Source organism: Arthrobacter celericrescens, from assembly GCF_003614925.1.
In the GTDB taxonomy this organism is placed as follows: Bacteria; Actinomycetota; Actinomycetes; order Actinomycetales; family Micrococcaceae; genus Arthrobacter; species Arthrobacter celericrescens.
The window spans coordinates 116,509-142,707 of the sequence record NZ_QYLP01000090.1 but is presented as its reverse complement, the minus strand read 5'-3'; the positions used below and the strand labels follow the sequence as shown (position 1 = coordinate 142,707).

The window sequence follows — 26,199 nt, the reverse complement described above, 5'->3', positions numbered from 1 at the left end:
GCAACCGGCACCACGCCAGAGACCCCGCCCCTGCACACATTTTCCATGCCCACGGCGGGGCGAAGCCCCTGGGTAATTGAGGCGTCAAAACGACAACTATTGCGAGCTAGTTGGGCGGGCGCGATCTCAGGGGACGATCAGGGCAAACCCCTACCCCCTGCGCCGGGAGGAAGCGGGAGAATGGTAGGCATGAAGACGCTCCTGAACATCATCTGGTTGGTTTTCGGCGGGTTCTGGCTGGCCTTGGGATATTTCGCCGCCGGCATCGTGTGCTGCGTCCTGATCGTCACCATCCCTTGGGGGATCGCGTCCTTCCGGATCGCCGCCTACACCCTGTGGCCCTTCGGCCGGACCGTGGTGGACAAACCCGGGTCGGGCAACGTGTTCACGCTCCTGGGCAACGTGATCTGGCTGCTCGTCGCGGGCATCTGGATCGCCATCGGACACGTGGTCACAGCCTTCGCCATGGCCATCACGATCATCGGGATCCCGCTGGCCATCGCCAACCTGAAGCTGATCCCGGTGTCCCTCATGCCGCTCGGGAAGCAGATCGTGCCGAGCAACCGGCCCTTCGCGAGCAACTACCGCTAGGCGGGCGAATGGACAACCGGAACCCGGACGTCGACGCCTGGCTGGACAAGTACGACAACCCGCAGCGGCAACTCGTCTCGGACGTCCGCGCCTTCATCCTGTCCGTGGATCCGGGCATCAGCGAGGCCATCAAATGGCAGGCTCCCACCTTCATGTACAAGGGGAACATTGCTTCCTTCTTCCCCAAGGCGAAGAAAAACGTCACGCTGATGTTCCACCAGGGCGCGTCCATCGAGGACAGCTCCGGCCTGCTTGAGGGCGACGGCGAGGTGTCCCGGGTTGCGCGGTTCCTCGACTCCGCGGACTTCGAGGCCAAGAAGGCCGCCCTCGCAGACGTGATCCGGAACTGGATCGCCAGCAAAGGCTAGGCCCGCCAGCAAGAGCTAGGCCCGGCCGAACGCCCCGTCCCGCAGCACGGCCACCGCGGAGGCGGCGTCCAGCCCGGCGGCGATCTCGACGTCGTCGGGGTACCCCATCCCGATCAGTTCCCGCCCGCTGGAGCAGCCCCGCAGCAGTTCCGGAAGCGCGGGCTCGGCGGCGTCAAAAGCGGCGGCCGCCGCCAGGGCTTCGGGGGACAAAGCCTCCGGGGTGAAGACTTCGCGCCCTGCCGCCACGAGCCCGGCAAGGAACGCGCCCGCACCCCACAGGTCCTCGACGGCGGGCCGGAGTCCGCCGTCGGGCCACTTCTCGCCGGCCGCCACCACGGCGATCACCGCATCCTCCGGGAGGGTGGCCAGCACCCAGTCGGCGGTGGCCGCGGCGTTGCGCAGGCACACGGCCGCCAGCAGCGGCACCTCCCGGGCCAGTTCGTGGCAGATGGCCGAGCCGTTGGGGGAGGGCAGCACCACCCGCTCCAGTCCCGGAGTGTCGCGCAGGCTGGACGGTGACAGGCTCAGCCCCCCACCGTTCCGCGGCCCCGCGAGCGTGGCGTGGTGGTGCACGGCGAAGTCCTCGGCGCCGGTGTCCTTCCAGCCATACGGATAGACCTGCACGCCGCGTTCGACGGCGACGCTCACGCAGGTGCTGAACGAGAGGACGTCCACCACCACCGCAAGGTCCGCCCCGGACGTGACGGTCCTGGCGCCGTCGAGCCCCCATTCGAACCGGATCCGGTACGGCTGCTGCCGGTGCACGGCCCCGGCCGTCACTGCAGTTCCGCCTGCAGGTTCCGGCGCGCGGCGTCCAGCCAGAGCGTTTTGGCGCGGGAGCTGTGGAAGAGCGGGTCGAGCGCCAGCAGGCGGCGGACGACGGCGGCCCGGCCGGCGGCGAAATCGGCGTCGCTGACGTGCGCGTAGTCTTCGCGGACGGCGGCCAGGTAGATCGCATAGGCGGACGGTTCGGCGCCGAGGACGGAGAGGTCCGCGTCGCAGAGCAGGGCGCCGGCGTAATCCCCGGGTTCGGGGTCGTGCGTGGCGGTGAGCCGGACCAGGCGGGCCACCTCGCCGATGTCCCGCGCGGGCAGGCCCGCCGCGGTGAGCCGCTTCTCGGCCAGCACGGCGGATTCTTCCTCGTCCTGGCCGGCGATGCCTTCGTAGACGGCGTCGTGGAACCACGCCGCCAAGGACACGGTCCGGGCCGGCAGCGCGGGGTCGGTGAGGGTGTCCAGCGCCTCCAGGACCGCCAGCAGGTGGGTGCGGCTGTGGTACTTGCGGTGGTCCTCGCCCCAGCGTTCCAGCAGTTCGAAGCCGAGTTCCTCGTGCCCGGGTAGGACCGAGTTCCAGCGCTCCAGGAGCGGCACGGTCAGGGCCTTGCTGCGCTGCCGCGCAGGAATCCGCAGGCCGCTGGCGATCAGTTTGCGCACCAGCACCCGGGCTTCGACGGGGATCGCCCCGGCCGCCACGAGATCCGCGTAGCGGCGCTCCGGGACGTCGTAGTGGTCGCCGTCGAAGGCCCGCTCGGGCACGCCGGCCGCCGCGGCGAAGGCGTGCAGTTCCTCAAGGGACGTGTCCGACACCAGATGGGAGAACACGGTCCCGTGCGCGGGCCACAGGGGCGGGTCGACGTAGACGGCCATGGCCAAAGTGTAGTCCCGGCGGTGAGCCGGGCAAGGGCCCCGCGAGGGACGCCTCAGCGCTCCGCCGGGAGGATGTTCTGGTTTCCCCTGAAGATGTTCTCCGGATCGAATTCGCGCTTGACCCGGGACAGCCGCCGGTAGTTCTCCTCGCCGTACGCGGCCACAATGCGTTCCTGCCCTTCGTGGCCGATGAAGTTCAGCCACACGCCGCCCGTGGTGTGCGGGGCGATGTCGGCGCGGAAACGCTTGACCCAGGCCTTCGCGTCCTGCCCGCCCTCGGGCGTGTCCGCCAGGCCGAACGGGTGGCTCACCCAGGCGGCGCTGCGGTTCTGCAGGGGAGTGGACGCCGCGCCCGGCCCGCCCACGGCCCCGCCCCAGCGGGCGATGAGCTGCTGTGAATGTTCCCCAGGCAGCCGCTGAGCGGAGTCCACGAACAGGTCCAGGGCATCGTCCGGAAGCTCGTCGTGGTAGTCGGCGCTCCAGTAGTTGTACTTGCCGGGTGGATCGTCCAGCATGCACTGGAAGTCCGCATATCCCATGGGTTCCACGAGGTCCACCACCGGGCCCATGTCGCGGAACGGCTGGACGTGGGCGGCACCCTCCTCGGCGTCCCCGGCATAGACGTACGCCACGCCAACCGCCATCTTGCCCACCATGTGCTCCGGGACGAACGGTTCCGGCGGAGCGGTGAGGTAGATCAGGGCGGTCCCGACGGCGTCGGGGGCTGCAAGTGCAGCGTCGCGGAAGCCGCGGCTCACCTCCGTTGCGGCGGCCCCCGGGAAGAGCATGATTCCAGCCTGCACGGTGGGGCCGAGGTCCCGCAGTTGGAACGTGAAGGACGTGGCCACCCCGAAGTTCCCGCCGCCGCCGTGCAGTGCCCAGAACAGCTCCGGGTTCTCCTGTGCGCTCGCGGTGACCTGTTCCCCGGCCGCGGTCACGAGGTCCACGGAAAGCAGGTTGTCGCAGGCAAAGCCGTAGGAGCGTTCCAGCCAGCCGGACCCGCCGCCCAGGGTGAAGCCCGCGACGCCCGTGGTGGACGCCCGGCCGCCCGTGGTCGCGAGGCCGTGCTCCTGGGTGGCGCGGTCAAACTCGCCCCACGTCACGCCCGAGCCGACCGTGACCGAGCGCCTTTCCCGGTCCACCCTGATCGATTTCATGGGCCGCACGTCCACCACCAGGCCGCCTTCGTTGGTGGACATCCCCGCCACCGAGTGGCCGCCGGCGCGCACTGCGACATCCAGCCGGTGGTTCCGCGCGTAGGCCAGCGCCTCTGCCACATCGGCGGGGGACGCGCATTGCGCGATGACCGCCGGGCGGCGATCGATCATTGCGTTGAAGAGCTTCCGTTTTTCGTCGTAGTCCGGGCTGTCCGGCCGGGTCCATTCCATGGCGCACCTCTGCTTCCGCCGCCCTACCCCTCAGGCTAAAGAGTACGACTGGGGTGCCGCCGCGGCCATGGGGAAATCCTTAGGAAATTCTTTCAGCCTTGCCGCTTGGCGGCCTCCGCGCCGAGCGATGCCAGGCCCTTTTCGAAGTCCTTGCCCACCATTTTGTCCATGTTCATGAACAGGGCGAACAGTTTGGACATGAGGGTCTTGTTCTCGCCGGTCATGGCCCAGGTGACCCGGGTGGCGCCGCCTTCCGGGACGAAGGTGAAAAGGGTGGGGTTCACGCTCTTGAAGGGCTTGACGAATTCGAGCCTGATCTGGACGCGGGAGGGCTCATCCGAACCGACGATCTCCATGTTGCCGGAGCCCACTTTGCCGTTTCCGGTCCACGCGTATTTGGCGCCCACGCCGGACTCGGGGCCGGAGTAGCTGCGGCTGAGGTTCGGGTCCATCGCCTCCCACGGAGACCAGTGGGTCCATTCGTGGAAGTCATTGACCAAGGGGAAGATCGCTGACGCGGGTACGGGGATGAGCGCGCTTCGGGAAACAGTAAAGGTTGCCATGGCCACATCGTACGACTGTGACGGACGAAACAGGCGGTACGGCCGGTACCCGGCTGTACCGCGTTGGCCGTCCGGCTACATTCCGGGAATCTCGAGTGCCGGGTAGATCTGGATGCTGGATCCGCCTCCGCTCATGAAATGCGGGTGGTCCTTCACTAGATCGACCGCAGCCTGGAGGTCGTCGGCCTCGAGGATGCTGTAGCCGCCGACTCCCGTGGCGGTGTCCGAAACACCGGAGACGGACACTTCCCTTCCGGTGCCGAGCGGGGTGCCGAAGTCAACCAGGGCGTCCCCGGTCTTGGCGGCCCAGTCGGTCCAGGCCTTCATGCCGGCTTCGGCCTGTTCCGGTGTGCTCTCCGCGATCTGGGTTTCGGCCGACATCGAGCCGATGTAGAGAACTACGAACTTCGCCATGACAGGTCCTTTTCTCCGTGTGCCATCGGGGGTCATCCCTCCGGTCACAGCTTGATCCTAGGACGCGGTCACGCCGCCGGGGAGGGATGCCCGGTACTCGTTTGTTGGGCCCGCTGGACAGCCGTTCCGCGGTGGACAAGCATGGACCACAGAAGGCGAAATTCAAAGTTGAGCGTGATAGACTCAAGTTTATAAAGGTCACGCGACTCAACTTTTGATCTTCAGCTTCCCGAAAGGAGCTCTTTTTTGGACGTCAAATTCACCACCAAGAGCCAGGAGGCTCTTTCCGCGGCAGCCATGAACGCCTCGACTGCCGGGAATCCGCAAGTCGAACCGGCCCACCTCCTCAAGGCGCTCATGGACCAGCGCGAGGGCGTCGCTGTTGCGCTGTTGCGCGCCACGGGCGCGGACCCGGACGCGGTGAGCGTCCAGGCGAGTTCCGCGATCAAGGCGCTGCCGTCGTCGTCGGGCAGCTCGGTGCAGCAGGCACAGCTGTCCCGGCCGGCACTGCAGGCCATCAAGGCCGCCGAAAGCGAGGCAGAAAAACTCGGCGATTCCTTCGTCTCCACCGAACACCTGCTGCTGGGCCTCTCCGCCGGAAGTGACGCCGTCGGGAAACTGCTGCGCGACGCCGGAGCCTCCCACGAGGCGCTCCTCGCCGCCCTGCCGGGTGTCCGGGGCGACCGCAAGGTGAACTCGCCGGACCCCGAGAACACCTTCCAGGCGCTCGAGAAATTCGGCACCGACCTGACTGCCGTGGCGCGTTCGGGCAAGCTGGACCCCGTTATCGGCCGCGATTCCGAGATCCGCCGCGTCATCCAAGTCCTCTCCCGGCGCACCAAGAACAACCCGGTGCTGATCGGTGAGCCCGGCGTGGGCAAGACCGCCGTGGTGGAGGGCCTGGCCCAGCGCATGGTGGCCGGCGACGTCCCGGAGAGCCTGCGCGGCAAGACCCTTATCGCCCTGGACCTGGCTTCGATGGTGGCCGGGGCCAAGTACCGCGGCGAATTCGAGGAGCGCCTCAAGGCCGTGCTGGAGGAAATCAAGAACTCCGAAGGCCGGATCGTCACGTTCATCGACGAGATCCACACCGTGGTGGGCGCCGGCGCCACCGGCGAGAGCGCCATGGATGCCGGCAACATGCTCAAGCCCATGCTGGCCCGCGGCGAGCTGCGGCTGATCGGCGCCACCACCCTGGACGAATACCGCGAGAACATCGAGAAGGACCCCGCCCTGGAACGCCGCTTCCAGCAGGTCTACGTGGGTGAGCCCAGCGTGGACGACACCATCGGCATCCTGCGCGGGCTCAAGGAACGCTACGAAGCCCACCACAAGGTGGCCATCGCCGACTCCGCCCTGGTGGCCGCCGCGACCCTGTCCAACCGCTACATCTCGGGCCGGCAGCTCCCGGACAAGGCCATCGACCTCGTGGACGAGGCAGCCTCGCGGCTGCGCATGGAGATCGACTCCGCCCCGGAGGAAATCGACCAGCTGCGCCGCGCCGTGGACCGGCTGACCATGGAAGAGCTCGCGCTCCAGGGCGAGACCGACGCCGCCTCCGTGGAACGCCTCGCTGCGCTCCGTGCGGACATGGCGGACAAGAAAGAAACCCTGGCCGCGCTCAACGCCCGGTGGGAAGCCGAGAAGGCGGGCCTCAACAGGGTCGGAGACCTCAAGGCGAAGATCGACGAACTGCGTTCCGCCGCGGAAAAGTACCAGCGCGAAGGCGACCTCGAATCGGCGTCGCGCATCCTCTACGGCGAGCTGCCGGCGCTCGAGCGCGAACTCAATGCGGCCGCCGCAGAGGAAGCAGCCCAGGACAAACCGGACCTGATGGTCGCGGAGGAAGTCACCGCGGACGACATCGCGGAGGTCATTTCCGCCTGGACCGGCATTCCCGCCGGGCGCATGCTCCAGGGCGAATCCCAGAAACTCCTGCACATGGAGGAAGAGCTGGGCCGGCGGCTGATCGGCCAGCACAAGGCCGTCACCGCCGTCTCCGACGCCGTCCGCCGTGCCCGCGCCGGGATCTCCGATCCCAACCGGCCCACTGGTTCGTTCCTGTTCCTGGGGCCCACCGGCGTCGGCAAGACCGAGCTGGCCAAGGCGCTGGCGGACTTCCTCTTCGATGACGAACGCGCCATGATCCGGATCGACATGTCCGAATACGGCGAGAAGCATTCGGTGGCCCGCCTGGTCGGTGCCCCTCCCGGCTATGTCGGCTACGAGGAGGGCGGCCAGCTCACCGAAGCCGTGCGGCGCCGGCCGTACTCCGTGGTGCTGCTGGACGAGGTGGAGAAAGCCCACCCCGAGGTCTTCGACATCCTCCTGCAGGTGCTCGACGACGGCCGCCTCACCGACGGACAGGGCCGCACCGTCGACTTCCGGAACACCATCCTGGTGCTGACTTCCAACTCTGGCAGCCAGTTCCTGGTGGACCAGTCGCTGGATGCCCGTGCCAAGCAGGAAGCCGTGATGACCGTGGTGCGGGCCTCCTTCAAGCCGGAATTCCTGAACCGCCTGGACGAGATCGTGCTGTTCGATCCGCTGAGCGTGGACGAACTGGCCGACATCGTGGAACTGCACGTGGCCGAGCTCGCCAAGCGCCTGCACGGCCGCCGTCTTAGCCTCGAGGTCAGCGACGGCGCCAGGGCCTGGCTGGCGATGACCGGCTTCGACCCGGCCTACGGTGCCCGGCCGCTGCGCCGCCTCGTGCAGCGCGAGATCGGCGACCGGCTGGCCAAGGAGATTCTGGCCGGGGAGATCGCCGACGGCGACACCGTGCTGGTGGATACCGCGGCCGACGTCGACGAACTCACCATCGAGGGACTTGAGGCCCTTGCCGGGCCCGACGGCGGTGCTCCCGCCGGCACCGGCCTGGTGGTGCGCCGGAAAGACTGAGGCCCTGCCCGGGTTCCCTGCTTCCGGGCGGGGAACCCGGCCGGTTCCTACTTCTGGAGGACGCTTTCCTTCAGGGTGTTGCCCGAGTCCACCACGATGAAGCAGTCCACGCGGCGGTCGCCGCTGTCCCAGCTGGTGGAACTCGGGTAGACATTCTGCTGGAGCAGCTTGTAGTTGCGGGAGGCCTCGTTCAGCATCACCGTGAGGCAGACGGCGCGGCCCTTGTCCCGCAGGGCGTTGGTGCCGGGGAAGCTGTCGCTCTCCTTGTAGCTGAATACGGCGCCAAGCTGGGCGGAGTGCGGTGTGGTGCATTCCACGGCGCGGGCCTTGTTGGCATTGGAATCGAAGTCCGCAAAGCAGTCGCCGACGCGGTAGTCCTTGGACTCGAGGTCAGCGGGCAGCGGGGGGCGGCTGGCGGAGGCTGCGACGCCCGGGCCGCCGTCGGGCTCGGGGCGGTTGCCGAACAGGGAAACCAGGGTCCAGATCACCGCGATGATCAGCAACAGCACGAAAAGGACGATGCCGCCGATGATCAGCCGCTGCCTGGTCAGGAGGTCCATCGGCGTGCGGGGCCGTGCGGGCCGGGCGGGCACGGCGTCGCCGTATCCGTCCTCCGAGTTGTCCGGGAAGGGGTTTTCCTGGCCCATGTCCGAATCCGTGCCTTTCCTGCTTTTGCGAAGCTCACCTTTGGGAGACTTTACCCAAGTTTTGCCTGTGCCCGCCTGCCGTGCTCCGTGCGGGGCCTCGGGGGTGCCAAGGGCGGGCCCGGTGGCACGCAGTCGCTGCCGAAAGCATGTAATCTAGACATACGACAAATTGACCAAACATTCCGGGGCCTCACCGATCGCCAAGGTGACCACCTCCGGTCCAAGTACAAAAGGGGGTCACGCCATGGGGCGCGGCCGTCAAAAGGCAAAAGCTACCAAGCAGGCTCGGGACATCAAGTACTACTCCCCGAACACTGACTATTCGGCCCTTCAGCGTGAGCTGACGGGGCCATCAAGTCGTGCGGTGAGCCACTTCGATGACGATCCCACGGAGCCGGATTACTCGGCCTATGCGGACAAGTACGCACAGGATGACGAAGACGACGAGGTAGACTCGCGCCGCATCGGCTAGCTGGCACATGCGGTGCCGCCAGGCACCGGTGACGCCGCCGCCGTCGTACTTGCATCTCCCGGACTTCCGCCTACCCGGCAGCGACCGCCGGGAAGCACAGTTCTTCACCCGCAGGGTGCGCCCCAGGCGCCCCCTGCGGGTATTTTGCGTGCCCTGTTGGCCCGCCGGGCAGTTTGGCCGCCGCGCGTGCCTAGCGCCGCGCGTGCTTAACGTGCAGACTCGCCGGAGCCGCGCGGGGTGGAGGCGTCGAGGGACGCGGACAGGGCTTCGATGAACTCCGTCTGGTCACCAAGGTCGCTGTGCGGGCTCGCATTGAAGGCAGCCATGACGGCGTCCAGGTACAGCCTGTTGACCCACCGCATGGCCTGCCGGCCGCCTGGCGTCAGTGCCAGCCGGATGCTCCGGCGGTCGGTCGGGTGCGGCTGCCGCACCATCAACCCCGCGCGCTCCAGCCGGTCGATCATGGTGGTCATCGATCCGGTGGTGAGGTCCATCAGTTCGGAGAGCTTCTTGGGCGTGAGGCCCTCCTGGTCCGCGGCGTGGGAGAGCGCGTTCAGTTCCGCCATGCTGATGCCGAGCTCCTTGGCGATGCCTGCCCTCAAGTTGCCGCTGGTGAGCTGGAGCTGACGGAGCAACAGAACGAACGGCACGTACTCGGCTGAGCTAGCCATGGCCGGTCCCCTAAATGTCTTGACGAGAAAGTTACTTCAGTATACGGGTAAGTCCCGGAACTGTCCCGGATTTCTGCCGATTCCAAGCCGGATGACCCGTTTTTCCTTGATTGAAATATAGCTTGATGAAAAAACTGCTTGACGATCAAGTGAATTTTGCTAATCTGGTTTCGAGCCCGCAGCGGCGGCTCATCCGATTAGGTCTCAATCGGCCCTCAGTTTTCAGGAGTCACCATGCGTCACTCAGTTCACGCAGCAGTCATCGCCAAATGGGCAGCCGTTCCCGCGGCACTGGTCGTCAGCGGCCTGCTCGTGTCCCAGGCGTCGTACTCGGCCTTCAGCGCCACCACCAACAACGCCGGCAACAACTGGGCTTCCGGCTCCCTGGCCCTGACCAACGATGCTTCCGGGACGGCGCTGTTCTCGGCCTCCAACATCAAGCCGGGCGACGCGGGAAGCAAGTGCATCACCGTTTCCACTACGGCAAACATCGCCAGCACGCTCAAGGTGTACGCCTCCAGCTACAGCAAGGGCACCAAGAGCCTCGGTGACCGTATCAACGTCACCGTCACCAGCGGCAGCTTCCCGGGCGCGGCCCCGGCCAACGGCGCCTGCACGGGATTCACCGCCGGCTCCGTCGCCGTCGCAACCACCTCGCTGACGTCCTTCGCCGCCGCCTCGAGCAGCTACGCCACCGGTGCGGATTCCTACGCGCTGCCCGCCGGCGGATCCCGCACCTACAAGATCGACTGGACTTTTGCCACCGCGGGCTCCACCTCTGCGGACAACGCGTACCAGGGCGACACCGCCTCCATCGGGTTCACCTGGGAGTCCCAGAGCTAAACCCGCCGTGCTTGCCACCACCCGTCCCACCCTGTAGGAGCCCCCGGATGTTGCCGACAGAACAAGCAGCCGCAGCGGACGCTGCCGCGACTGCCGGCAGCCCGGAGGAGCTGAAAGGGCACTCCATTTCCCAGCAGTGGCTGCGCGTTCTGGGCGCCGCGCTGGGGCGGGTGGTGGTGATCCTGGCAGTCACCATGATGGGCTGGGCCTCCGCGCCGGCCCTCCTTGGCTGGCAGCCCACCACCGTGGTGAGCGGCTCCATGGAACCGACCATCTCGGTGGGCGACGTCGTGGTTTCCCGGCCCATGGGAGCAGAGAACCTCACTCCCGGCCGGGTTGTCCTGGTGGACGATCCTGACCACGCCGACCGGCTCCGCCTCCACCGCATCGCCGCGGTGAACCCGGACGGCTCCCTCGTCCTGCGCGGAGACGCCAACGCGGCCAATGACTCCTCGAGCGTGTGGCCTTCGGCCGTACACGGCGTGGGCTACCTGAGGATCCCGGCGGTAGGCCTCCCGATCGTCTGGATCGGCAGGGGCCAGTGGGTCCTGGTAATCATCGGCGTCGCGGTGCTGGCCGCGGCGCTGGCCATGACGAGGCTGGACAGGCACTTCGCCCGGCCGGGCCGCAAGGTCGCAAGGTCCGGGGGCCCAAAGTCCGGGAGCCGCCGTCGGGCAGACTGGAAAGCCTGGCTCGGACAGGCACGGCGGGCAAGCAGCCTGGTGTTGTTCCTGGCTGCCGCGGCCGGCCTCGCGGGCGCGGCTGTCATGACCGCCCCCATGGCGCACGCGGCTTTCGCCAGCACGAGTTCCACCCAGGCCAGCACCCTGTCTTCCCGGACCTTCTTCAGCTGCACGGCCGCGGCCCTCGCCGATTCGCCGTCCCTGTTCTACGGCTTCAACGATTCCCCGAAGCCCGCCACTGCCGTCACGGACAGCTCGGGCACCGGCAACGACGGCACGTTCCGCATGACGGCGTCCCTGGGCACCGCGGTCCCCTGCGCCGGCGACGGCGGCAGCAGCGCAGACCTTGCCGGCCTCCGCTACATCGCCACCACCACCGGCAGCACCGGACCCACGGCCTTCAGCTACGAAATGTGGTTCAAGACCACCTCCATCCTCGGCGGGAAGCTCGCCGGCTTCCAGGACTCGAAGAACAACGTCACCGGCGTCAACGACCGCAACCTCTACATGCGCGTCGACGGGAAGCTCGTGTTCGGCGTCGCCCCCGGCGGCACCATGCACACCATCGTTTCGCCCGCGGCCTACAACGACGGCGCCTGGCACCACGCCGCCGTCAGCCTGTCCTCCGCGGGGATGAACCTCTACGTCGACGGCGCTTCGGTGGCCGCCTCGGCAGCCGTCACCACGGCGCGGAGCGGCTACACCGGGTACTGGCGCTTCGGCAACGGCGACCTCACCGGCTGGCCGGGAGCCGGCCTCACGGCTTTCGACGGCCAGGTGGACAACATCGCCGTCTACGACACAACCGCCCTTACGCCGGCGCAGGTGCTGGCGCACTTCCAGGCCGCGGCCCCGTAAGCGATCGGATCCGCGCCATGCCCACTGACATTCATTCCCTTCCGGAGCCGACCTCCGGGAATCAAACGGATTACACGCCCCGGGAAAGGACCGTTGGCCATGAACAAGCAGAATGATTTCCTGTTGCTGGACGACCTGGACGGCAGTAGTGCGGACGAGCGCGTGAGGTTCGCCGTGGACGGGGTCGACTACGAAGTGGACCTGTCCTCAGCCAACGCAGCGGCTTTCCGCTCCTACCTCGGGGTGTTCATGAACGCGGGCAGGCGGAAAGCCTCGGCTCCAGCCGTCCAAGGCAGGAAGGTAGCACCGCTTTCCGTGACGGCCAGGATCCGCCGGTGGGCGGCGGAGCAGGGCTATGAGTTGAGCAGCCGCGGCCAGATCCCCAAGTCGATCGTGCAGGCCTTCCAGGCTGCCGAGGCCGGGGCCGCCTGAACACAACCCCAACGCGGGGTCACTTACGGCCCATGCGGGGCGGGCGGATGGGCCGTACCTGACCCCGCGTTGCAAAAAGAAAGCGGGCCGGCAGTCGAGGATGACTGCTGGCCCGCTTTCATCGTTGAGGTTTGGGCGTCGTCGGACAGCGTTGACTTAATGCGTTAGCAATGGCTAACGTATTAAGCATGCTCGACCCACTGGAAGTTGCCGCGGAGCCGAACAGGCGGCGCCTGCTGCACCTGCTTGCGGCGGGGGAGCGCACTGTCACGGAGCTGGCCGCCGGATTCACGGTGAGCAGATCCGCAGTCTCGCAGCACTTGCTGCTGTTGGAGCAGGTAGGACTCGTTTCCGCCCGCAAGGAGGGGCGGAACCGCTACTACTGCTTGGACGCCGCCGGCATGAGGAATCTCCGGCTCCTGTTCGAGCAGTTCTGGACCACCGAGCTGGACATGCTCGTTGACGACGCCCGCAACTTCACCACCGACCGCCTTCCCACAAGCGAGGAATCATCATGACCTACGACAAGACCGTTGTCCTGCCCCTCGACGTCGACCAAACGTTCGAACTCATCACCCAGCCCGAACGGCTCCGCCGCTGGCAGGCCGTCGCCGCCCGCGTGGATCTGCGGGTGGGCGGCGAGTACCGCTGGACCATCACCCCCGGCAACCATGCGGCCGGAACATTCACCGAAATCGAGCCCGGCAAGCGTGTCGTGTTCACCTGGGGCTGGGAGCAGCCCGGCGCCCCGGCGGACAACGTCTCCACCGTGGCCATCACCCTGGAACCGGTCGACGGCGGCACTGCGGTCCGGCTCGTGCACGAGGGCCTTCCGAGCCCGGAAGCCGTCGCCGCGCACTCCGAGGGATGGAACCACTACCTCGACCGCCTGCTCGCCCAGGCCTCCGCGGGCGACGCCGGTGCCGACGAATGGGCCGCCGCACCTGCCGAACTGAACGAACTCACCTCGGCCGATGCCACGCTCGCCATCCTGCAGCGTGTCCTCACCCAGGTCACAACGGCGGACAGCCAGGCCCAGACGCCCTGCTCCGATTTCAACGTGGCCCAGCTCCTCGACCACCTGGCCGGTTCCGTTTCCAGCATCGCGAAGGCCCTGGGCGCCGATGTTGCCGACGACGCCGGGAAGTCGCCTGAGGTGCGCATCGCGGACCTTGCCCAGCCCACCCTGGAGGCCTTCTACCGCCGCGGCCTCGAAGGCGCCGTTGACATGGGTTTCGCGGAACTGCCGGCCACGATGGTGGCCTCGATCCTCAACCTCGAGTTCCTGGTCCACGCCTGGGATTTTGCGAAAGCCCTTGGCTTGGAGCTTTTGGTCGCGGACGAAGTGACCGACTACGTGGAGGTGCTCGCCCAGAACACCATCAGCGAGCAGGTCCGTGCCGGCGGCAGCTTTGCCCCGGCCCAGGAAGTCGCCGAGACGGCGTCCAGCCTGGATCGCCTGGTCGCGTTCACGGGCCGCACGGTCCACGCCTAGGAACCCCAACGCGGGGTCAGTTGCGGCCCATCCCGGTGCCAAACATGGGCCGTACCTGACCCCGCGTTGCAAAAAAAGCGGGCCGGCAGTTTCACACTGCCGGCCCGCTTCATGCGTTTTCGCTTAGGCGTAGGCGTTCACCAAACGGACGGCCCCGCCGTCGACGCCCTTGGCTCCCTGGACGTAGTCCGGACCGGTCTTGTCGATCGAATCGGAGTCCGCCGAAACGGTGCCCATGATCCAGGACGGCAGGCCGCGCTCGTTGAGGCGGGCCACGGCGGCGTCGGCAATCTCCGGCGACACGATGGCCACCATGCCGACACCCAGGTTCAGGGTGCGCTCCAGGTCGGCCAGCGGCACGTTGCCGAGTTCGGAGACCAGCTTGAAGATGGCCGGCAGTTCCCAGGTGGCACGGTCCACCGTGGCCACGAGGCCCTGCGGCAGCACACGGGCCAGGTTCGCGGCCAGGCCGCCGCCGGTGACGTGGCTGAAGCCGTTGACGCCCTTGCCGGAGTTCACCGGGAAGGTGCGGGCCAGGTCCAGGCAGTCGGCGGCGTACACGCGGGTGGGCTCCAGCAGTTCCTCGCCCAGGGTGCGGCCGAGTTCGGAGACCTGGCGGTCCAGGGCCCAGCCGGCGTGGTTGATGACGCGGCGGACCAGGGAGTAGCCGTTGGAGTGCAGGCCGGAGGAGGCCATGCCGATGACGACGTCGCCGGCCTTCACCCGCTCCGGGCCCAGCAGGGCGTCGGCTTCGACAACACCGGTGGCGGCACCGGCGACGTCGTACTCGTGCTCGCCCAGCAGGCCCGGGTGCTCGGCGGTTTCGCCGCCCACCAGGGCGGTACCGGCCACGGAGCAGGCCGAGGCGATGCCGCGCACAATGCCGGCGATGCGCTCGGGGACCACCTTGCCGCAGGCGATGTAGTCGGTCATGTAGAGCGGCTCGGCGCCGACCACCACGATGTCATCGACAACCATGCCCACCAGGTCGAACCCGATGGTGTCGTGGATGTCCATGGCCTGGGCGATGGCGACCTTGGTGCCCACGCCGTCGGTGGAGGTGGCCAGCAGCGGCTTCTTGTAGGTGAGCAGCTTGGAGACGTCGTACAGGCCGGCGAAACCGCCAACGCCGCCCAGCACCGAGCTGTTGTGCGTCGCCTTGACGGCGTCCTTCATGAGCTCGACGGCGCGGTCGCCCGCTTCGACGTCGACGCCGGCGGAGGCGTAGGTGATGCCGGCGTTGTTCTCAGCGGCGGGGGAGGCGGAGGTCATACAGACTCTTTCTTGTCGGCGTCGGTCAGCAGATTCTCAAACTCGGCGTCGGGTCCTGGATCGCAGCCCGTTGCGCCCGGCTTCTCTGCCGGGTCCTCTGAGTCGTCAACTTCGGCGGAGGTGCCCGACGACGGCAGGCCGCCGAGGTCGGTGCGCTCCAGCAGGTTCTTGCCCAGTTTGTCCGAGCCCGGGAGCTCGATGGGGTACGTGCCCGTGAAGCACGCGGTGCAGAGGCGCTCGCGAGGCTGCTGGGTGGCGCCGATCATGCCGTCTTCGGAGATGTAGGCGAGGGAGTCCGCGCCGATGGCCTGGGAGATCTCGTCGATCGTGGCGCCGTTGGCGATCAGTTCCGCGCGGGAGGCGAAGTCGATGCCGTAGAAGCACGGCCACTGCACCGGCGGGGAGGAGATCTTGATGTGGACCTCGGCGGCGCCAGCTTCACGCAGCATTCGCACGATGGCGCGCTGGGTGTTGCCGCGGACGATCGAGTCATCCACCACCACCACGCGCTTGCCGCGGATCACGGACTCGAGGGCGTTGAGCTTGAGCCGGATGCCGAGCTGGCGCAGCGTCTGCGAGGGCTGGATGAAGGTGCGGCCCACGTAGGCGTTCTTCACGAAGCCGTGCGCGAACGGGATGCCGGATTCCTCGGCGTAGCCCACGGCGGCAGGGGTGCCGGATTCCGGGACCGGGATGACGATGTCGGCCTCGTGGGTGTTTTCGCGGGCCAGCTGGCGGCCCATCTCCACACGGGACTCGTACACGGAGCGGCCGTTGATGGCGGCGTCCGGGCGGGCCAGGTACACGTACTCGAAAACGCAACCGGCCGGCGTCGCGTCCGCGAAACGCTGGGAACGGACACCGTTCTCGTCGATGGCAATGAACTCGCCGGGTTCGATTTCGCGGATGAAGCTGGCGCCCACGGTGGCCAGGCCGGCCTGCTCGGACGCCACCACCCAGCCGCGGTCCAGGCGGCCGAGGCACAGCGGGCGGATGCCGTAGGTGTCGCGGGCAGCGTAGAGGGTGCCTTCGTCCATGAACACAAAGCAGAAGCCGCCCTTGATCTTGGGCAGCAGCTCCATGGCGGTCTCTTCGAGGGTCTTGCCGGGCTCGCCCTCAAGCAGGGCGGTGACCAAGGCGGTGTCCGAGGTGTTGCCCTGCTTCATTTCGCCGGTGAGCTGGCCGTCGTTGCGCTCGAGGATCATCTCGCGCAGTTCGGCCGTGTTGGTCAGGTTGCCGTTGTGGGCCAGGGCCACCGTGCCGGTGGCGGTTGCGCCCAGGGTGGGCTGTGCGTTGGCCCAGTGGCTGGCTCCGGTGGTGGAGTAGCGGCAGTGGCCGACGGCAAGGTGCCCGGTGAGGGTGTTCAGGGTGGTTTCGTCGAAGACCTGGGACACGAGGCCCATGTCCTTGTAGACGTTGATGCGCTTGCCGTCACTGGTCGCAATGCCAGCCGACTCTTGTCCGCGGTGCTGCAGCGCATACAGCCCGTAATAGGTGAGTTTTGCTACCTCTTCGCCAGGGGCCCAGACTCCGAAGACGCCACAAGCGTCCTGGGGTCCTTTTTCGCCGGGGAGAAGATCATGTGAAAGTTTTCCGTCGCCACGTGCCACTGGTCGATTGTCTCACGTCCCGGGCGTGGTATTTTCCGCCTCAGTCGAATATGACCGGTCCGGCGGTGTGAAATCAGTCGCCGGGTTCTTCTTCGGGCACGGCTTCCACGATGGCGTGCTCGCTGCGGCGGATGCTCAGGCGGTCCAGGATGAGGGCCACGATGCAGCCGAGGATCACGCCGGCGGCGGCGAAGGCGACGGTGAAGAAGCCGAACACGGCGCCGGCGTCGAACTGCGGATCGGCCGGCAGGCCGAACGCCACGAAGGCCGCAACCACGATCCCGAGGATCCCGCCGAGCACCATGAACGGCACGAAGCGGGGCGCGCGGCGTACCGTGATGCGCCGCTCGGGAGCGCTGTCCGCGGAGTTGCCGGTGATGTTCGAGTCCTCAGAAACCATGCCTTCCAGCCTACCCGTTCCGCCTTAACCCAACTGACTCGCAGTTGTTGTCGTTATGAGCGCTCAAAACGACACCTATTGCGAGTCAGTTGGGGGAGGGGAAGTGTCAGTTGCCGCGGTAGGTGGAGAATGCGAAGGGGCTCAGCAGCAGCGGCACGTGGTAGTGCTCGCCGGCGTCGGACACAGTGAAGCTCAGGTCGACCACCGGGAAGAAGGTCTCCGTGCCGAGGCCCGCGTAGTACGCGCCCGTGGCGAAGTTGAGCTTGTACGTGCCGCCCGGTACGCGCTCGGGGCCGAGGTTCTTGATCCGGCCGTCCGCGTCCGTGGTGCCTTCCGCGACGGACGTCCAGTTGCCGCCGTCGAGCACTGACAGCACGACGGCGACATCCGCCGCCGGGCGGCCGGAACCGGTGTCGAGGATATGGGTGGTGATCTGGGAAACGCTCATGCGCCGATTACTCCTTCAAGGCGGAGCAGCGCGATTTCGCGGAGCTGCTGGGCCACGATGCGGTCTTCTTCTTCGGGGGTGTTTTCCAGGCGTTCGTTGAGGGACGCCAGGATGTCCGCGGCGCTGCGGCCGGCGGCGCGGATCAGGAAGACCCGGTTGAACTTCTCCTCGTAGGCGCGGTTGCCTTCGGCCAGGGCGAGGGCGGTGGCGTCGTCGCTGGGGTCCACGCCGGACTGTTCCGAGCGGGACATGGCCGCCTCGGTGGTCTTGGCCTGCGGGCGTTCGCCGATGCGCGGGTGGTGGGCGAGGGCGGACTCGAGTTCCTCCGCCGTGAACGGAGCGGCCGCGTCCTTCGCGAAGTTGAGGAGGTCATCCTTGGCGTTGAACGGCCGGGCGTCGGCGATTTCCCCTACCCAGCGCTCGACGTCGAGGCAGGGGCGCAGGACTCCAACGGCGTCCGTCCGGTCTGCGCTGTTGAATACTGCAAGCTGCATGCTTGGTCATCCCTCGTGCAAATGCTGGCATCCATGGTGACGGCTATGCGGAACTCCGGCGGTGGTGCCGGATAGGCCGGCTGTCGTTGCAGCACGCTTTGCCTTCCGCATCATGGAACTGTTATTTCAGCATGCGTAATAGTCAAGCGGAGTTTCGGCGCCGCTGTCAAGGGTTCTCCCCACGGGGCAAAGCAAGACTGATGGCAAGAGCGTACCGCCCGCGACGGCCCTGCGGCAGAATTGCCCCAACGGCTTCCCCGACGCGTGAAGGAGTCTGCACATGCCAGCCATTTTGACGTCGAGGTTCCTGTTCGGCCCCGGCCCGGGCAACGCCTATCCGGAAGCCATGGCAGCTCTGTCCCATCCGGTGATCGGGCACCTCGATCCCGTGTTCATCGAACGGCTGGACCGCACCTGCGCCGGCCTGCGGACGGTTTGGGGGACAGCGAACACCCGCACCCTGCCGCTGAGCGCCACCGGCTCCGGCGGCATGGAGGCCGCCTTCGTCAACACCGTGTCCGACGGCGACGTGGCCGTCGTCGCCGTCAACGGACTGTTCGGGGAGCGCATGTGCGCGGTGGCCCGCCGCTGCGGGGCCACCGTGGTCCGGGTGGACCATGAGTGGGGGCAGCCGGTCGACGCCGAACGTGTCCTCGCCGCCCATCCGGCACCCAAGGTGATTGCCGCCGTCCACGCGGAAACCTCCACCGGCGTGCTCTCGGACATCGCCGCCCTCGGCGCGAACAAGGGCGACGCCCTGCTCATCGCCGACGCCGTGACCTCGATCGGCGGCCTCGAACTGCTGGCCGACCAGTGGGGGATCGACGTTGGCTACGCCGGCACCCAGAAGTGCCTGGGCGTGCCGCCCGGCCTGTCCCCGTTCACGGTCTCGGAGCGCGCCTTCGAACGGCGCATCCGCGATCCGCGCTCCTGGTACCTGGACATCGGCCTGCTCGGCGGCTACGCCGGCGCCGCGACCGGCAGCCGCACCTATCACCACACCGCGCCGGTCACCATGATCGCCGGGCTCGAAGCCGCCCTCGACCGCATCCTCGCCGAAGGGCTCGAGGCGGTGCAGGCCCGCCACCACGCGGCCGGCGCCGCGCTGCGCGCCGGGCTGCAGGAGCTCGGCCTGGATCTGTTCGCCGCCGAAGGCAGCCGGCTGGACAGCCTCACCACCGTGAAAGTGCCCGACGCCGTAGACTCGGCTGCCGTGCGCGGGTACCTCTTGCGCAACTTCAGCATGGAGATCGGCGCCGGGGTCGGGGCGTTCAAGGACACCGTCTGGCGGATCGGCACCATGGGGCCGAACGCGTCCCCGGCCGCGGTCACACTGGTGCTGGGCGCGCTGGAGGAGGCGCTGGCTAAGGCGTGAGGCTTGTTGGTTGAGCGGCTCGGGTCAGCGGTCGGGCGACTCGCCGTTTCCCACGGCCTCGATCCAGTCGATGGCATCGTCGGAGAAGTGGTAGCCGCTGGAATCCGTCTCGCCGGACCACCAGGCCTCGGATGCGATGGAGCCGCCGACGTCCACGATTTCCCTCACGATGTGGGCGGGAACGGCGTCGCCGTTGTTGTCGATCAGCCACTGTTGCGTGGCCGGCGTCAGCCTCCGCCACCACTGCGCCATCTCCAAGGGCTCCTCGAAGTTCATGGGCACAGTGTCCCACTTCGGGTCTGCGGGTACGAGGGGTCCAGCAGGCGTCTTCTTTGCCGGGGTCGCGGGAGGGCTGCGGGGTCGCTGGAACGTTCCGGCGAGTCGGCAGCCCTCCCGCGAATTCGGCGGGCAAGGGGCAGGTTTCGCAGCGGAGTCCACGGGGGCCCACCAACCGCCAACCGCTCTGTTGCCTTTCCCGCGGCGCGCGCCTACCATCCTGTTACGCCTTGTAACGTAATTAAACGGGCCTGGTCATTTGGCCTGTCATCGGTTCTTCCTGGCCGGGTCGCGGCACCGCCGGAAGGCATGGGGGTAGCCGCGCTCCTTGGGAGGGCGTAACTGCCATGAACTCTGTTGAAAACACTCCGAGCGAAGCCGCGCTGATCGAGGCCGTCAAACCCTGGCTGTCGCGGCCCAACATCGTCGGCCTGGACGTCGGGGAAAAGACCGTCAACGGCCAGCCGACAGACCAACGCGCCATCGTGGTGCATGTGGTGAAGAAACTGCCGTTGGCGCAACTCGGGGCGGAGGACTTCCCGATTCCGGAAGCGTACGCCGCCCACGTGCTGGGCCCGGACGGCGTCGTCCTGGAGGTCACCGTACCCACGGATGTCGTCGAGGTCGGCCAGCCGCGGCTCGACATCAACAACGAGCGCATCAGGCCTGCCGAGGGCGGGTACCAGATCCGGGCAGAAAACATGAACGGATCCGGGACCCTCGGCGTCAACATCGTGTGGGCGTCCAAGTACCGGCTGATGACCAACAACCATGTGATTGCCTGCAACGGCAATGCCGGGGCCGACGTGTATCAGCCGGTCAACGGGGCGAACAACAAGATCGGCGTGGTCAACGGCTTCATCCCCGTGGTGACCTACCCCAATTCCACGGAACCACACCCGCACTACAACACCCAGGACCTGGCCTGGACCTACCTCACGCCCGCGGTCGGCTCCCCGGAGATCACGCAGATCGGTGTCCCCAGTGGCGTCCGCGCCCCCGTCGCAGGGGAATCGGTGGTGCTGGTCGGCAAGCAGACGGGCACGGTCCGGAAAGCGAAGATCGCGAGCCTGGCCTACGCGACCACCACGGAGTGGCCGGGCCCGGGCAGCTACGCGTGGTTCGATACGTTGATCCGCCTGGATGCCAACGTGACCCAGCCCGGCGACTCGGGATCTGCCTACGTTGCGCTCTCGGACGGCAAGGTGGTGGGCATCCACGTGGGCGGAAACGCCGCCTTCTCCTTCGGCTGCCAACTCGCCCCGTACTGAGCAGGCTGTCTGAGCAAGCCCTGCCGAAACAGGTGAACGCCACTCAGCGTGGAATCTCCGTGGGGTCGCAGCCCGTGGAGTCCACGGGGACGCCCAGCCGGACGTAGGCCGTGCCCTTCGACTCCACCCGCAGGGTGGCGCCGGCAGGGTCCGTGCTCTTGGCGACCACCCAGCCACCGGGGACGGGGTCCGTGCCGCCGAATGCTTCGAAGCCATGCTTTTCGAGGACCGGATCCGCGGCGGAGAAGACTTCCTGGAAATGCTTCGACGGTTCCACGATGTCCTTGGTGCTTTCCATTTCCTCCAGGAACAACATGCACGTGCCATCGCTCAGGCGCTGCATCGTGGCGGGGGAGTGGACGCTCCAGGTGACGCCCGGCAGCTTCTTCTCGAGCGCGGCGACGACGTCGTTCCGCACCGCGTCGTACTTGGCGAAACTTTCGGCGACCGGCGCGTGGGTCCCGGCCTCCGGGGTGCCGGACGGCCCGGTGCCTGGCGGCTCCGGGGCCGGTGGCGCGCTGCACGCGGCCAGCGCCTGGGCTCCCAGCAGCGGTAGGGCCGCCGACAGCAGCAGGCGGTTCCGGCGTCGTACGCGGAGCTGTTGTCCGGAATCCCGCCGTGTGCGGTTACGGGGTCCTGTACGGTTCGCTCGAACGCTCTCCATAGTCCTCAATCCGTCGGGGCAGGCGTGGACTCCCGGGTAAGGATCCACGTGTTCGTTCCGTCCTGCCGTTCAAAGGTCACCGTCGTCACCAGGGCCTCGATGAGGGCGAGGCCGCGTCCGGACTCGGCGTCTTCGTCCGGCAGCTCGGCGCGCATGTCGTTGGCGAACGGTTCGCGGGCGTTCTGCGCGCTGACCCGTGCCACGAGCCGCGATGGGCGGACGCTGATGTCGACGTCGATTTCCACCGGCTTGTCCGCTGCCGGCTGTGCGTGCTGGACGATGTTCCCGGCGGCCTCGATCACGGCCGTCGCGAACGTCATCCGGTCCACATCGGGGACGAACGAGGCGTCCCCCCACAAGGCCTCCATTTCCTCATGGAGGGCCTCGATCGCTTCCTCGGCGGCGGGCCCGTGGTAGCCCCTGCGTGCGAGCACCTCAGTCATTGCCGAACGCCTCCTCGGCCGATGGGTACGCGGTGAGGACCCGGTCCATGTTGGTCAGTTCGAGGACCATCTTGACCTGCGGCTGCACGCCGGCGATCCGCAGGTCCCCGCCCGCCTGGCGCGCGGCCTTGAGGCAGCCGATGAGGGCGCCGAGGCCGGAGGAATCCATGAAGTCGGTTTCGGCGAGGTTGACCACTACGCGGCTGGAGCCGCCGGCCACCACCTCGGCCACCACTTCGCGGAGCTTGGGAGCAGCCACCATGTTCAACCGGCCCACGCCCTTCACCTCCGCGTAGCTGTCTTTGACCTCGTAGCTAAACTGCATCAGCGTTCCTCTCTTGGGGACCTTCCGGGCTTTCCGGATTCTCCGGGGCTCCGGAACCTTCGGGGACGAATCCCTTGTACAAAACCGCCTTGACCAGCACGCTCAGGACCACCAGGTCGAAGGCCACCCACGCCACGTTCACCAGTGTGCCGAGGGGCTCGGACAATCCGACGAGGAGCCGGGTGATTCCGGCCACCAGCGCCACCGCCAACAGCACGGCCACGATGATCTGCGGGCGGATCAGGCTCCAGCTGGGTCCGCCGCTCTGGCGGGCCTTCGGGGTGACCGCAAAGCCAAGGGGACGGCCGAACCACACGTTGCGGGCCGCCGTCGTGCAGGACTTGATCCAGGTGGGGAACAGCGCCAGGCTGTACTGCTGACCGCGCCAGGTGGGGATGCCGTGCCCGGCCACCAGGAACAGGGCCTGGTTCACCACCATGAACGGAATGAAGCGGACGAAGAACTCGAAGCTCAGGCTGCTCACGGGGAGGATGCCGAGCGTCAGGTAGATGATGGGCGCCGCGAAGTACACCACGGCCGCGAAGCCGCCCAGGTAGCTCCACATCGTGGAGAAGTACATGAGCCGCTGGCCCCAGGAGAGGCCGCGCTGGACCAGGGGGTTTTCGCGGAGCAGGACCTGCATGGTGCCCTGGGCCCAGCGGAGGCGCTGGGTGAGCATCGTCTTGAGGTCCTCGGGCGCCAGGCCGTTGGCCAGGATCTCGTGGTGGTACACGCTCTTCCACCCGAGGGCGTGCAGGCGCATTGCCGTGGCCATATCCTCAGTGACTGAAATGGTGGCCAGGGGCATGATGGGCTGGGCTTCTCCGGTGCGTTCGACCGAGATGGCCTCCAGCACGGCGTGCACGGATTCGAGCGCCCCGAGCGGGGACCATTCGCGGCCGGACATCCGGTCCACGGCGTCCCCCGCCACGGTGGTGATGCCGGACTCGCCCACGTGGGCCAGCTCCATGGCCGCGATCTCTTCGAGGTCTGCCTGCAGGGCGGAGAAGTCGGCGGCCACGAGCGTGCGGACCGCGTCATCGACTTTCCGGCGGACGCGGTAGGTGATCTCGCTGAGGGAAGCGCCGGAATCGAGTTCCTGCTGGGCGGTATTGGTGGCGGCCTCCACCTCGTCGAGCATCTGCCCCACCAGGGGGTTTTCGGCCTCGGCGGAGTGGCGCGCCTTCTTGATCGCGGACCTGGACGCCGCGAGGGCACGCCGCACGCTCTGCTCGGTGGCCTTGACGTAGCCCACCAGGCCGAGCTGCATCAGGGCTTCCCGGCGCAGGATGGCGTTCGATCCGCAGAAGAACGCCGCGTTCCAGCCGTCCTTGCCCTGCTGGATGGGCCCGTAGAACAGGGGAGCCTGGCTGCCCAGGGGATCGTCCGCGGGGACGTTGATGAAGTACTGCGGGGTCTGGACCAGCGCCACTTTGTCGTCATTGAAGTAGCCCAGCGTCTTGTCCAGGATGTCCGGCTCGGGGATCTGGTCGGCGTCGAGGATCAGCAGGTACTCACCGAAGGTGAGCATCAGGGCGTTGTTCAGGTTGCCGGCTTTCGCGTGGCGCGGCATGTCCGGTGTCCAGTCCGAACTGCGCGTCACGTAGCCGATGCCGTGCGCTTCGGCGAGCTCGCGCAGCTCCGGCCGGTTGCCGTCGTCGAGGATCCAGGTGCTGTGCGGCCAGCGGATGTCCTTGGCCGCCAGCGCCGTGGTCAGCACCAGGTCAAGCGGTTCGTTGTAGGTGGTGATGAAGACGTCCACCGTGGCGTCCGCCGGGGCGGCGGGCGGCGGCTTGCGGATCTTGAGGTTCCACACGGTCAGGCCGAAGAGCATGACGTCGATGAGGCTGTACGTCTCGGCGATCACCAGCGGAACCGCGATCCACCAAGCCTCCCAGTTGAGTGATGCGAGCCAGCGCCATGCGACATAGTTGACGCCGAGAATGACCGTGAGGACAACGATCAAACGGGTCCAGAAGCGTGTCACAATCCCCCCTTTTGTGGCTTAGTGCAGAAGTGCGCCGTCCGTTGTGGTGCTTGCCGTGCGGCGGACGACGACGGCGGTCACGTCGTCCTCCGCTGTCGCCGCGGGTGCCAGCTCAAGCAGTGCGGCGCACACGTCTTCCGAGGTGCCCCCGCCTCGCGCTGCCTTTTCCACGTTGTGCATGAAGGCTTCCAGGGAGTCATGGGCATCGAGCACGCCGTCGCTGACGATGACGAGCGAATCGCCGGGTTCCAGCTGGAGGTCCGCGGCGGCCCATTGCTGATCCTCCAGGATGCCCACCGGCGGCCCGGCCGAGACCAGCCGCCGCGCGGGCCCTGCAGCCGGGACGTGCAGCGCGAGCCCGTGGCCGGCGTCGATGTAGCTGAGCCTGCCTGAGGCGCTGTCCAGGCGCGCGTGGAACATCGTCACGAAGGAACCCGACTGGTCCAAGTCCGAGGTGATGGTGGTGCTGGCCGAAGCGAAGGCGTCGGCGATGTCCGGGCTGTCCGCGACGGAGCGCATCACGGCGCGGACGGTGGCCGCAATCAGGGCGGCGCCCATACCCTTGCCCATTGCATCGGCGAAGGTCAGGTGCATGCCGTCGGGGGTCTGGTACCAGTCGTAGAAGTCACCGCCCACGCTGCGTGTTGGGCGGAAGGCCCCGGCGACGTCGAACTCCTGCAGGCGCAGTTTCTCCCCCGGGAGGAGGCTTTGCTGCACCGCCGCGGCTCGGGTGTTTTCGTCGGACACGCGCTGGTCTTCGGCGGGAGCGGGGGCGGGGCGGGAGCGGCGGAACAGGGCCCGCACCCGGGCCTGGAGTTCCTTGGGGCTGAAGGGCTTGGTGAGGTAGTCGTCGGCGCCGGTGTCCAGGCCGGCCAGCCGGTCCAGTTCGGCGGTGCGGGCCGAGAGCATAACGATGTAGGCATCGGAGAACTCGCGCAGTCTCCGGCACGCTTCGATCCCGTCGATGCCGGGCATGTTGACGTCCAGCGTGACCAGTTCGGGCTGCGTTTCGCGGACGGATTCGACGCCGGACAGGCCGTCGGCGGCCTCGACCACATCGAAGTCGAGCTGCCTGAGCACCACCGCGAGCAGGCCGCGGATATCGTCGTCGTCCTCAATCACGACTGCGCGGCGTTGGACCGTAGCGGATGACATAACACCATTAACTCCCGTCACAGGAGCTTTGTCACTTCCGGTCAAAGTGCGGCAGGGTTCCGGACGAGCGTCCCTTCCCGACTCGCCCGGTGAGGCAGGATCCGGCGGAACTCGTGTGTCACCTGGATGTCACGCCGCAGAACATCATGGTGCAGAACGGGGTGGCGGTTGGTCTGGTGGATTTCGGTCCGGCGATCCCGCAGCTTTCCGGCGATTTCGGCGCGTCATGTGCGCCCCACCCAACTACTCGCTCTCCGCGTACGCCAAGGTAGCCGTGGCCGCAGTGTCACCGCGGGCCGGGATGATGGAGTCGATGCGCAGGGTGCCGGCTCCGGGCAGGGACGCGGACTGCCCTTCACGGAAGGCTTGTTTGCGTTCATGCCCTGCGGTTCGGATCCAGAGCTGGATGGCGGGAGCACCCTCGGCCACGCCGATCTTCACGATTCCCACCAGGACGTTGCCGAAGCGCGGCTGCATGCCCTGTTTGACGGTTACAAGCTGTTCCAC

30 protein-coding genes are annotated in these 26,199 nt (G+C 67.4%); 11 read left to right on the top strand and 19 right to left on the bottom strand.

Annotation, left to right across the window (positions count from 1 at the left end; translation table 11 throughout):
- Positions 1-189: 189 nt before the first annotated feature.
- Together D3654_RS16090 and D3654_RS16085 are read left to right on the top strand one after the other, a co-directional pair.
- Positions 190-591 (top strand): YccF domain-containing protein, encoded by a 402-nt coding sequence (locus tag D3654_RS16090; protein WP_120522476.1) that lies wholly within the window; start codon positions 190-192, stop codon positions 589-591.
- Between the two features lie 8 nt (positions 592-599).
- Entirely contained in the window at positions 600-959 is a 360-nt protein-coding gene (locus D3654_RS16085; RefSeq protein WP_120522466.1) for a DUF1801 domain-containing protein, read from the top strand.
- Between the two features lie 15 nt (positions 960-974).
- Here the strand turns inward: D3654_RS16085 and D3654_RS16080 are convergent, their stop codons facing one another.
- The 5 genes from D3654_RS16080 to D3654_RS16060 all read right to left on the bottom strand — a co-directional run bounded on the left by D3654_RS16080 (position 975) and on the right by D3654_RS16060 (position 4,970).
- On the bottom strand, positions 975-1,739 hold the full coding sequence (locus D3654_RS16080; protein WP_120522465.1) for a 2-phosphosulfolactate phosphatase: 765 nt from the start codon (positions 1,737-1,739) through the stop codon (positions 975-977).
- Entirely contained in the window at positions 1,736-2,605 is an 870-nt protein-coding gene (locus D3654_RS16075) for a DUF4031 domain-containing protein (RefSeq protein WP_120522464.1), read from the bottom strand. The genes D3654_RS16080 and D3654_RS16075 overlap by 4 nt, the downstream gene beginning before the upstream one ends.
- A 53-nt stretch (positions 2,606-2,658) precedes the next feature.
- Positions 2,659-3,993: an FAD-binding oxidoreductase gene (locus tag D3654_RS16070; protein WP_120522463.1), complete on the bottom strand. Its 1,335-nt coding sequence runs from the start codon at positions 3,991-3,993 to the stop codon at positions 2,659-2,661.
- A gap of 92 nt (positions 3,994-4,085) precedes the next feature.
- Complete coding sequence (locus D3654_RS16065; RefSeq protein ID WP_120522462.1) at positions 4,086-4,556, bottom strand: SRPBCC family protein; 471 nt, start codon at positions 4,554-4,556, stop codon at positions 4,086-4,088.
- A 75-nt stretch (positions 4,557-4,631) separates the two neighbouring features.
- A complete protein-coding gene (locus D3654_RS16060; RefSeq protein ID WP_162943763.1) occupies positions 4,632-4,970 on the bottom strand; it encodes a YciI family protein in 339 nt (112 codons plus the stop codon).
- 246 nt (positions 4,971-5,216) lie between these two features.
- Between D3654_RS16060 and clpB the strand changes: the two genes are divergently transcribed.
- On the top strand, positions 5,217-7,871 hold the full coding sequence (clpB, locus tag D3654_RS16055) for an ATP-dependent chaperone ClpB (protein ID WP_120522460.1): 2,655 nt from the start codon (positions 5,217-5,219) through the stop codon (positions 7,869-7,871).
- A gap of 47 nt (positions 7,872-7,918) precedes the next feature.
- Here clpB and D3654_RS16050 read toward each other — a convergent pair whose 3' ends face one another.
- Positions 7,919-8,518, bottom strand: a complete 600-nt coding sequence (locus D3654_RS16050; protein ID WP_245413279.1) for a septum formation family protein — start codon at positions 8,516-8,518, stop codon at positions 7,919-7,921.
- A 244-nt stretch (positions 8,519-8,762) separates the two neighbouring features.
- Here D3654_RS16050 and D3654_RS16045 point away from each other — a divergent pair, with 244 nt between their 5' ends.
- The gene (locus D3654_RS16045) at positions 8,763-8,990 is read left to right on the top strand and encodes a DUF3073 domain-containing protein (RefSeq protein ID WP_115789654.1); all 228 of its coding nucleotides are present in this window, start codon (positions 8,763-8,765) and stop codon (positions 8,988-8,990) included.
- Positions 8,991-9,196: 206 nt separating this feature from the next.
- Here the strand turns inward: D3654_RS16045 and D3654_RS16040 are convergent, their stop codons facing one another.
- Positions 9,197-9,661 carry a MarR family winged helix-turn-helix transcriptional regulator gene (locus D3654_RS16040; RefSeq protein WP_120522458.1) on the bottom strand — a complete coding sequence of 155 codons (465 nt, stop codon included), beginning with the start codon at positions 9,659-9,661 and terminating at the stop codon, positions 9,197-9,199.
- Positions 9,662-9,895: 234 nt separating this feature from the next.
- Here D3654_RS16040 and D3654_RS16035 point away from each other — a divergent pair, with 234 nt between their 5' ends.
- From D3654_RS16035 to D3654_RS16015, 5 genes are all read left to right on the top strand, one after another.
- Complete coding sequence (locus D3654_RS16035; protein WP_120522457.1) at positions 9,896-10,504, top strand: hypothetical protein; 609 nt, start codon at positions 9,896-9,898, stop codon at positions 10,502-10,504.
- A gap of 47 nt (positions 10,505-10,551) precedes the next feature.
- Complete coding sequence (locus tag D3654_RS16030; protein ID WP_120522456.1) at positions 10,552-12,045, top strand: LamG-like jellyroll fold domain-containing protein; 1,494 nt, start codon at positions 10,552-10,554, stop codon at positions 12,043-12,045.
- Positions 12,046-12,144: 99 nt separating this feature from the next.
- A complete protein-coding gene (locus D3654_RS16025) occupies positions 12,145-12,477 on the top strand; it encodes a histone-like nucleoid-structuring protein Lsr2 (protein ID WP_120522455.1) in 333 nt (110 codons plus the stop codon).
- A 188-nt stretch (positions 12,478-12,665) separates the two neighbouring features.
- Complete coding sequence (locus tag D3654_RS16020; protein WP_120522454.1) at positions 12,666-12,995, top strand: ArsR/SmtB family transcription factor; 330 nt, start codon at positions 12,666-12,668, stop codon at positions 12,993-12,995.
- Complete coding sequence (locus tag D3654_RS16015; protein ID WP_120522453.1) at positions 12,992-13,972, top strand: TIGR03086 family metal-binding protein; 981 nt, start codon at positions 12,992-12,994, stop codon at positions 13,970-13,972. Before D3654_RS16020 ends, D3654_RS16015 begins: the two co-directional genes overlap by 4 nt.
- Positions 13,973-14,095: 123 nt before the next feature.
- On the opposite strand, the gene purM is transcribed toward D3654_RS16015, so the two are convergent.
- From purM to uraD, 5 genes are all read right to left on the bottom strand, one after another.
- Complete coding sequence (gene purM / locus D3654_RS16010; RefSeq protein WP_120522452.1) at positions 14,096-15,244, bottom strand: phosphoribosylformylglycinamidine cyclo-ligase; 1,149 nt, start codon at positions 15,242-15,244, stop codon at positions 14,096-14,098.
- Complete coding sequence (purF, locus tag D3654_RS16005; protein WP_120522451.1) at positions 15,241-16,854, bottom strand: amidophosphoribosyltransferase; 1,614 nt, start codon at positions 16,852-16,854, stop codon at positions 15,241-15,243. Before purF ends, purM begins: the two co-directional genes overlap by 4 nt.
- A 73-nt stretch (positions 16,855-16,927) precedes the next feature.
- Positions 16,928-17,254, bottom strand: coding sequence for a hypothetical protein (locus D3654_RS16000; RefSeq protein ID WP_120522450.1), 327 nt, complete (start codon positions 17,252-17,254; stop codon positions 16,928-16,930).
- 106 nt (positions 17,255-17,360) lie between these two features.
- Positions 17,361-17,702, bottom strand: coding sequence for a hydroxyisourate hydrolase (uraH, locus tag D3654_RS15995; RefSeq protein ID WP_120522449.1), 342 nt, complete (start codon positions 17,700-17,702; stop codon positions 17,361-17,363).
- Positions 17,699-18,196 carry a 2-oxo-4-hydroxy-4-carboxy-5-ureidoimidazoline decarboxylase gene (uraD, locus tag D3654_RS15990; RefSeq protein WP_120522448.1) on the bottom strand — a complete coding sequence of 166 codons (498 nt, stop codon included), beginning with the start codon at positions 18,194-18,196 and terminating at the stop codon, positions 17,699-17,701. Before uraD ends, uraH begins: the two co-directional genes overlap by 4 nt.
- 280 nt (positions 18,197-18,476) lie before the next feature.
- On the opposite strand from uraD, the gene D3654_RS15985 reads away from it, so the two are divergent.
- Positions 18,477-19,571 (top strand): pyridoxal-phosphate-dependent aminotransferase family protein, encoded by a 1,095-nt coding sequence (locus D3654_RS15985; RefSeq protein ID WP_120522447.1) that lies wholly within the window; start codon positions 18,477-18,479, stop codon positions 19,569-19,571.
- Positions 19,572-19,595: 24 nt separating this feature from the next.
- On the opposite strand, the gene D3654_RS15980 is transcribed toward D3654_RS15985, so the two are convergent.
- Positions 19,596-19,847: a hypothetical protein gene (locus D3654_RS15980; protein WP_245413278.1), complete on the bottom strand. Its 252-nt coding sequence runs from the start codon at positions 19,845-19,847 to the stop codon at positions 19,596-19,598.
- A 347-nt stretch (positions 19,848-20,194) separates the two neighbouring features.
- On the opposite strand from D3654_RS15980, the gene D3654_RS15975 reads away from it, so the two are divergent.
- Entirely contained in the window at positions 20,195-21,118 is a 924-nt protein-coding gene (locus tag D3654_RS15975; protein WP_120522446.1) for a trypsin-like peptidase domain-containing protein, read from the top strand.
- A 43-nt stretch (positions 21,119-21,161) separates the two neighbouring features.
- On the opposite strand, the gene D3654_RS15970 is transcribed toward D3654_RS15975, so the two are convergent.
- The 6 genes from D3654_RS15970 to D3654_RS15940 all read right to left on the bottom strand — a co-directional run bounded on the left by D3654_RS15970 (position 21,162) and on the right by D3654_RS15940 (position 26,199).
- Positions 21,162-21,782, bottom strand: coding sequence for a hypothetical protein (locus D3654_RS15970; RefSeq protein ID WP_120522445.1), 621 nt, complete (start codon positions 21,780-21,782; stop codon positions 21,162-21,164).
- A gap of 5 nt (positions 21,783-21,787) precedes the next feature.
- Positions 21,788-22,225, bottom strand: coding sequence for an ATP-binding protein (locus tag D3654_RS15965; RefSeq protein ID WP_120522444.1), 438 nt, complete (start codon positions 22,223-22,225; stop codon positions 21,788-21,790).
- Positions 22,218-22,550, bottom strand: coding sequence for an STAS domain-containing protein (locus D3654_RS15960; RefSeq protein ID WP_120522443.1), 333 nt, complete (start codon positions 22,548-22,550; stop codon positions 22,218-22,220). Before D3654_RS15960 ends, D3654_RS15965 begins: the two co-directional genes overlap by 8 nt.
- A complete protein-coding gene (locus tag D3654_RS15955) occupies positions 22,540-24,537 on the bottom strand; it encodes a glycosyltransferase family 2 protein (RefSeq protein ID WP_120522442.1) in 1,998 nt (665 codons plus the stop codon). Before D3654_RS15955 ends, D3654_RS15960 begins: the two co-directional genes overlap by 11 nt.
- 18 nt (positions 24,538-24,555) lie before the next feature.
- A complete protein-coding gene (locus tag D3654_RS15950) occupies positions 24,556-25,692 on the bottom strand; it encodes a PP2C family protein-serine/threonine phosphatase (RefSeq protein WP_120522441.1) in 1,137 nt (378 codons plus the stop codon).
- Positions 25,693-25,935: 243 nt separating this feature from the next.
- Positions 25,936-26,199 carry a hypothetical protein gene (locus tag D3654_RS15940; protein ID WP_162943762.1) on the bottom strand — a complete coding sequence of 88 codons (264 nt, stop codon included), beginning with the start codon at positions 26,197-26,199 and terminating at the stop codon, positions 25,936-25,938.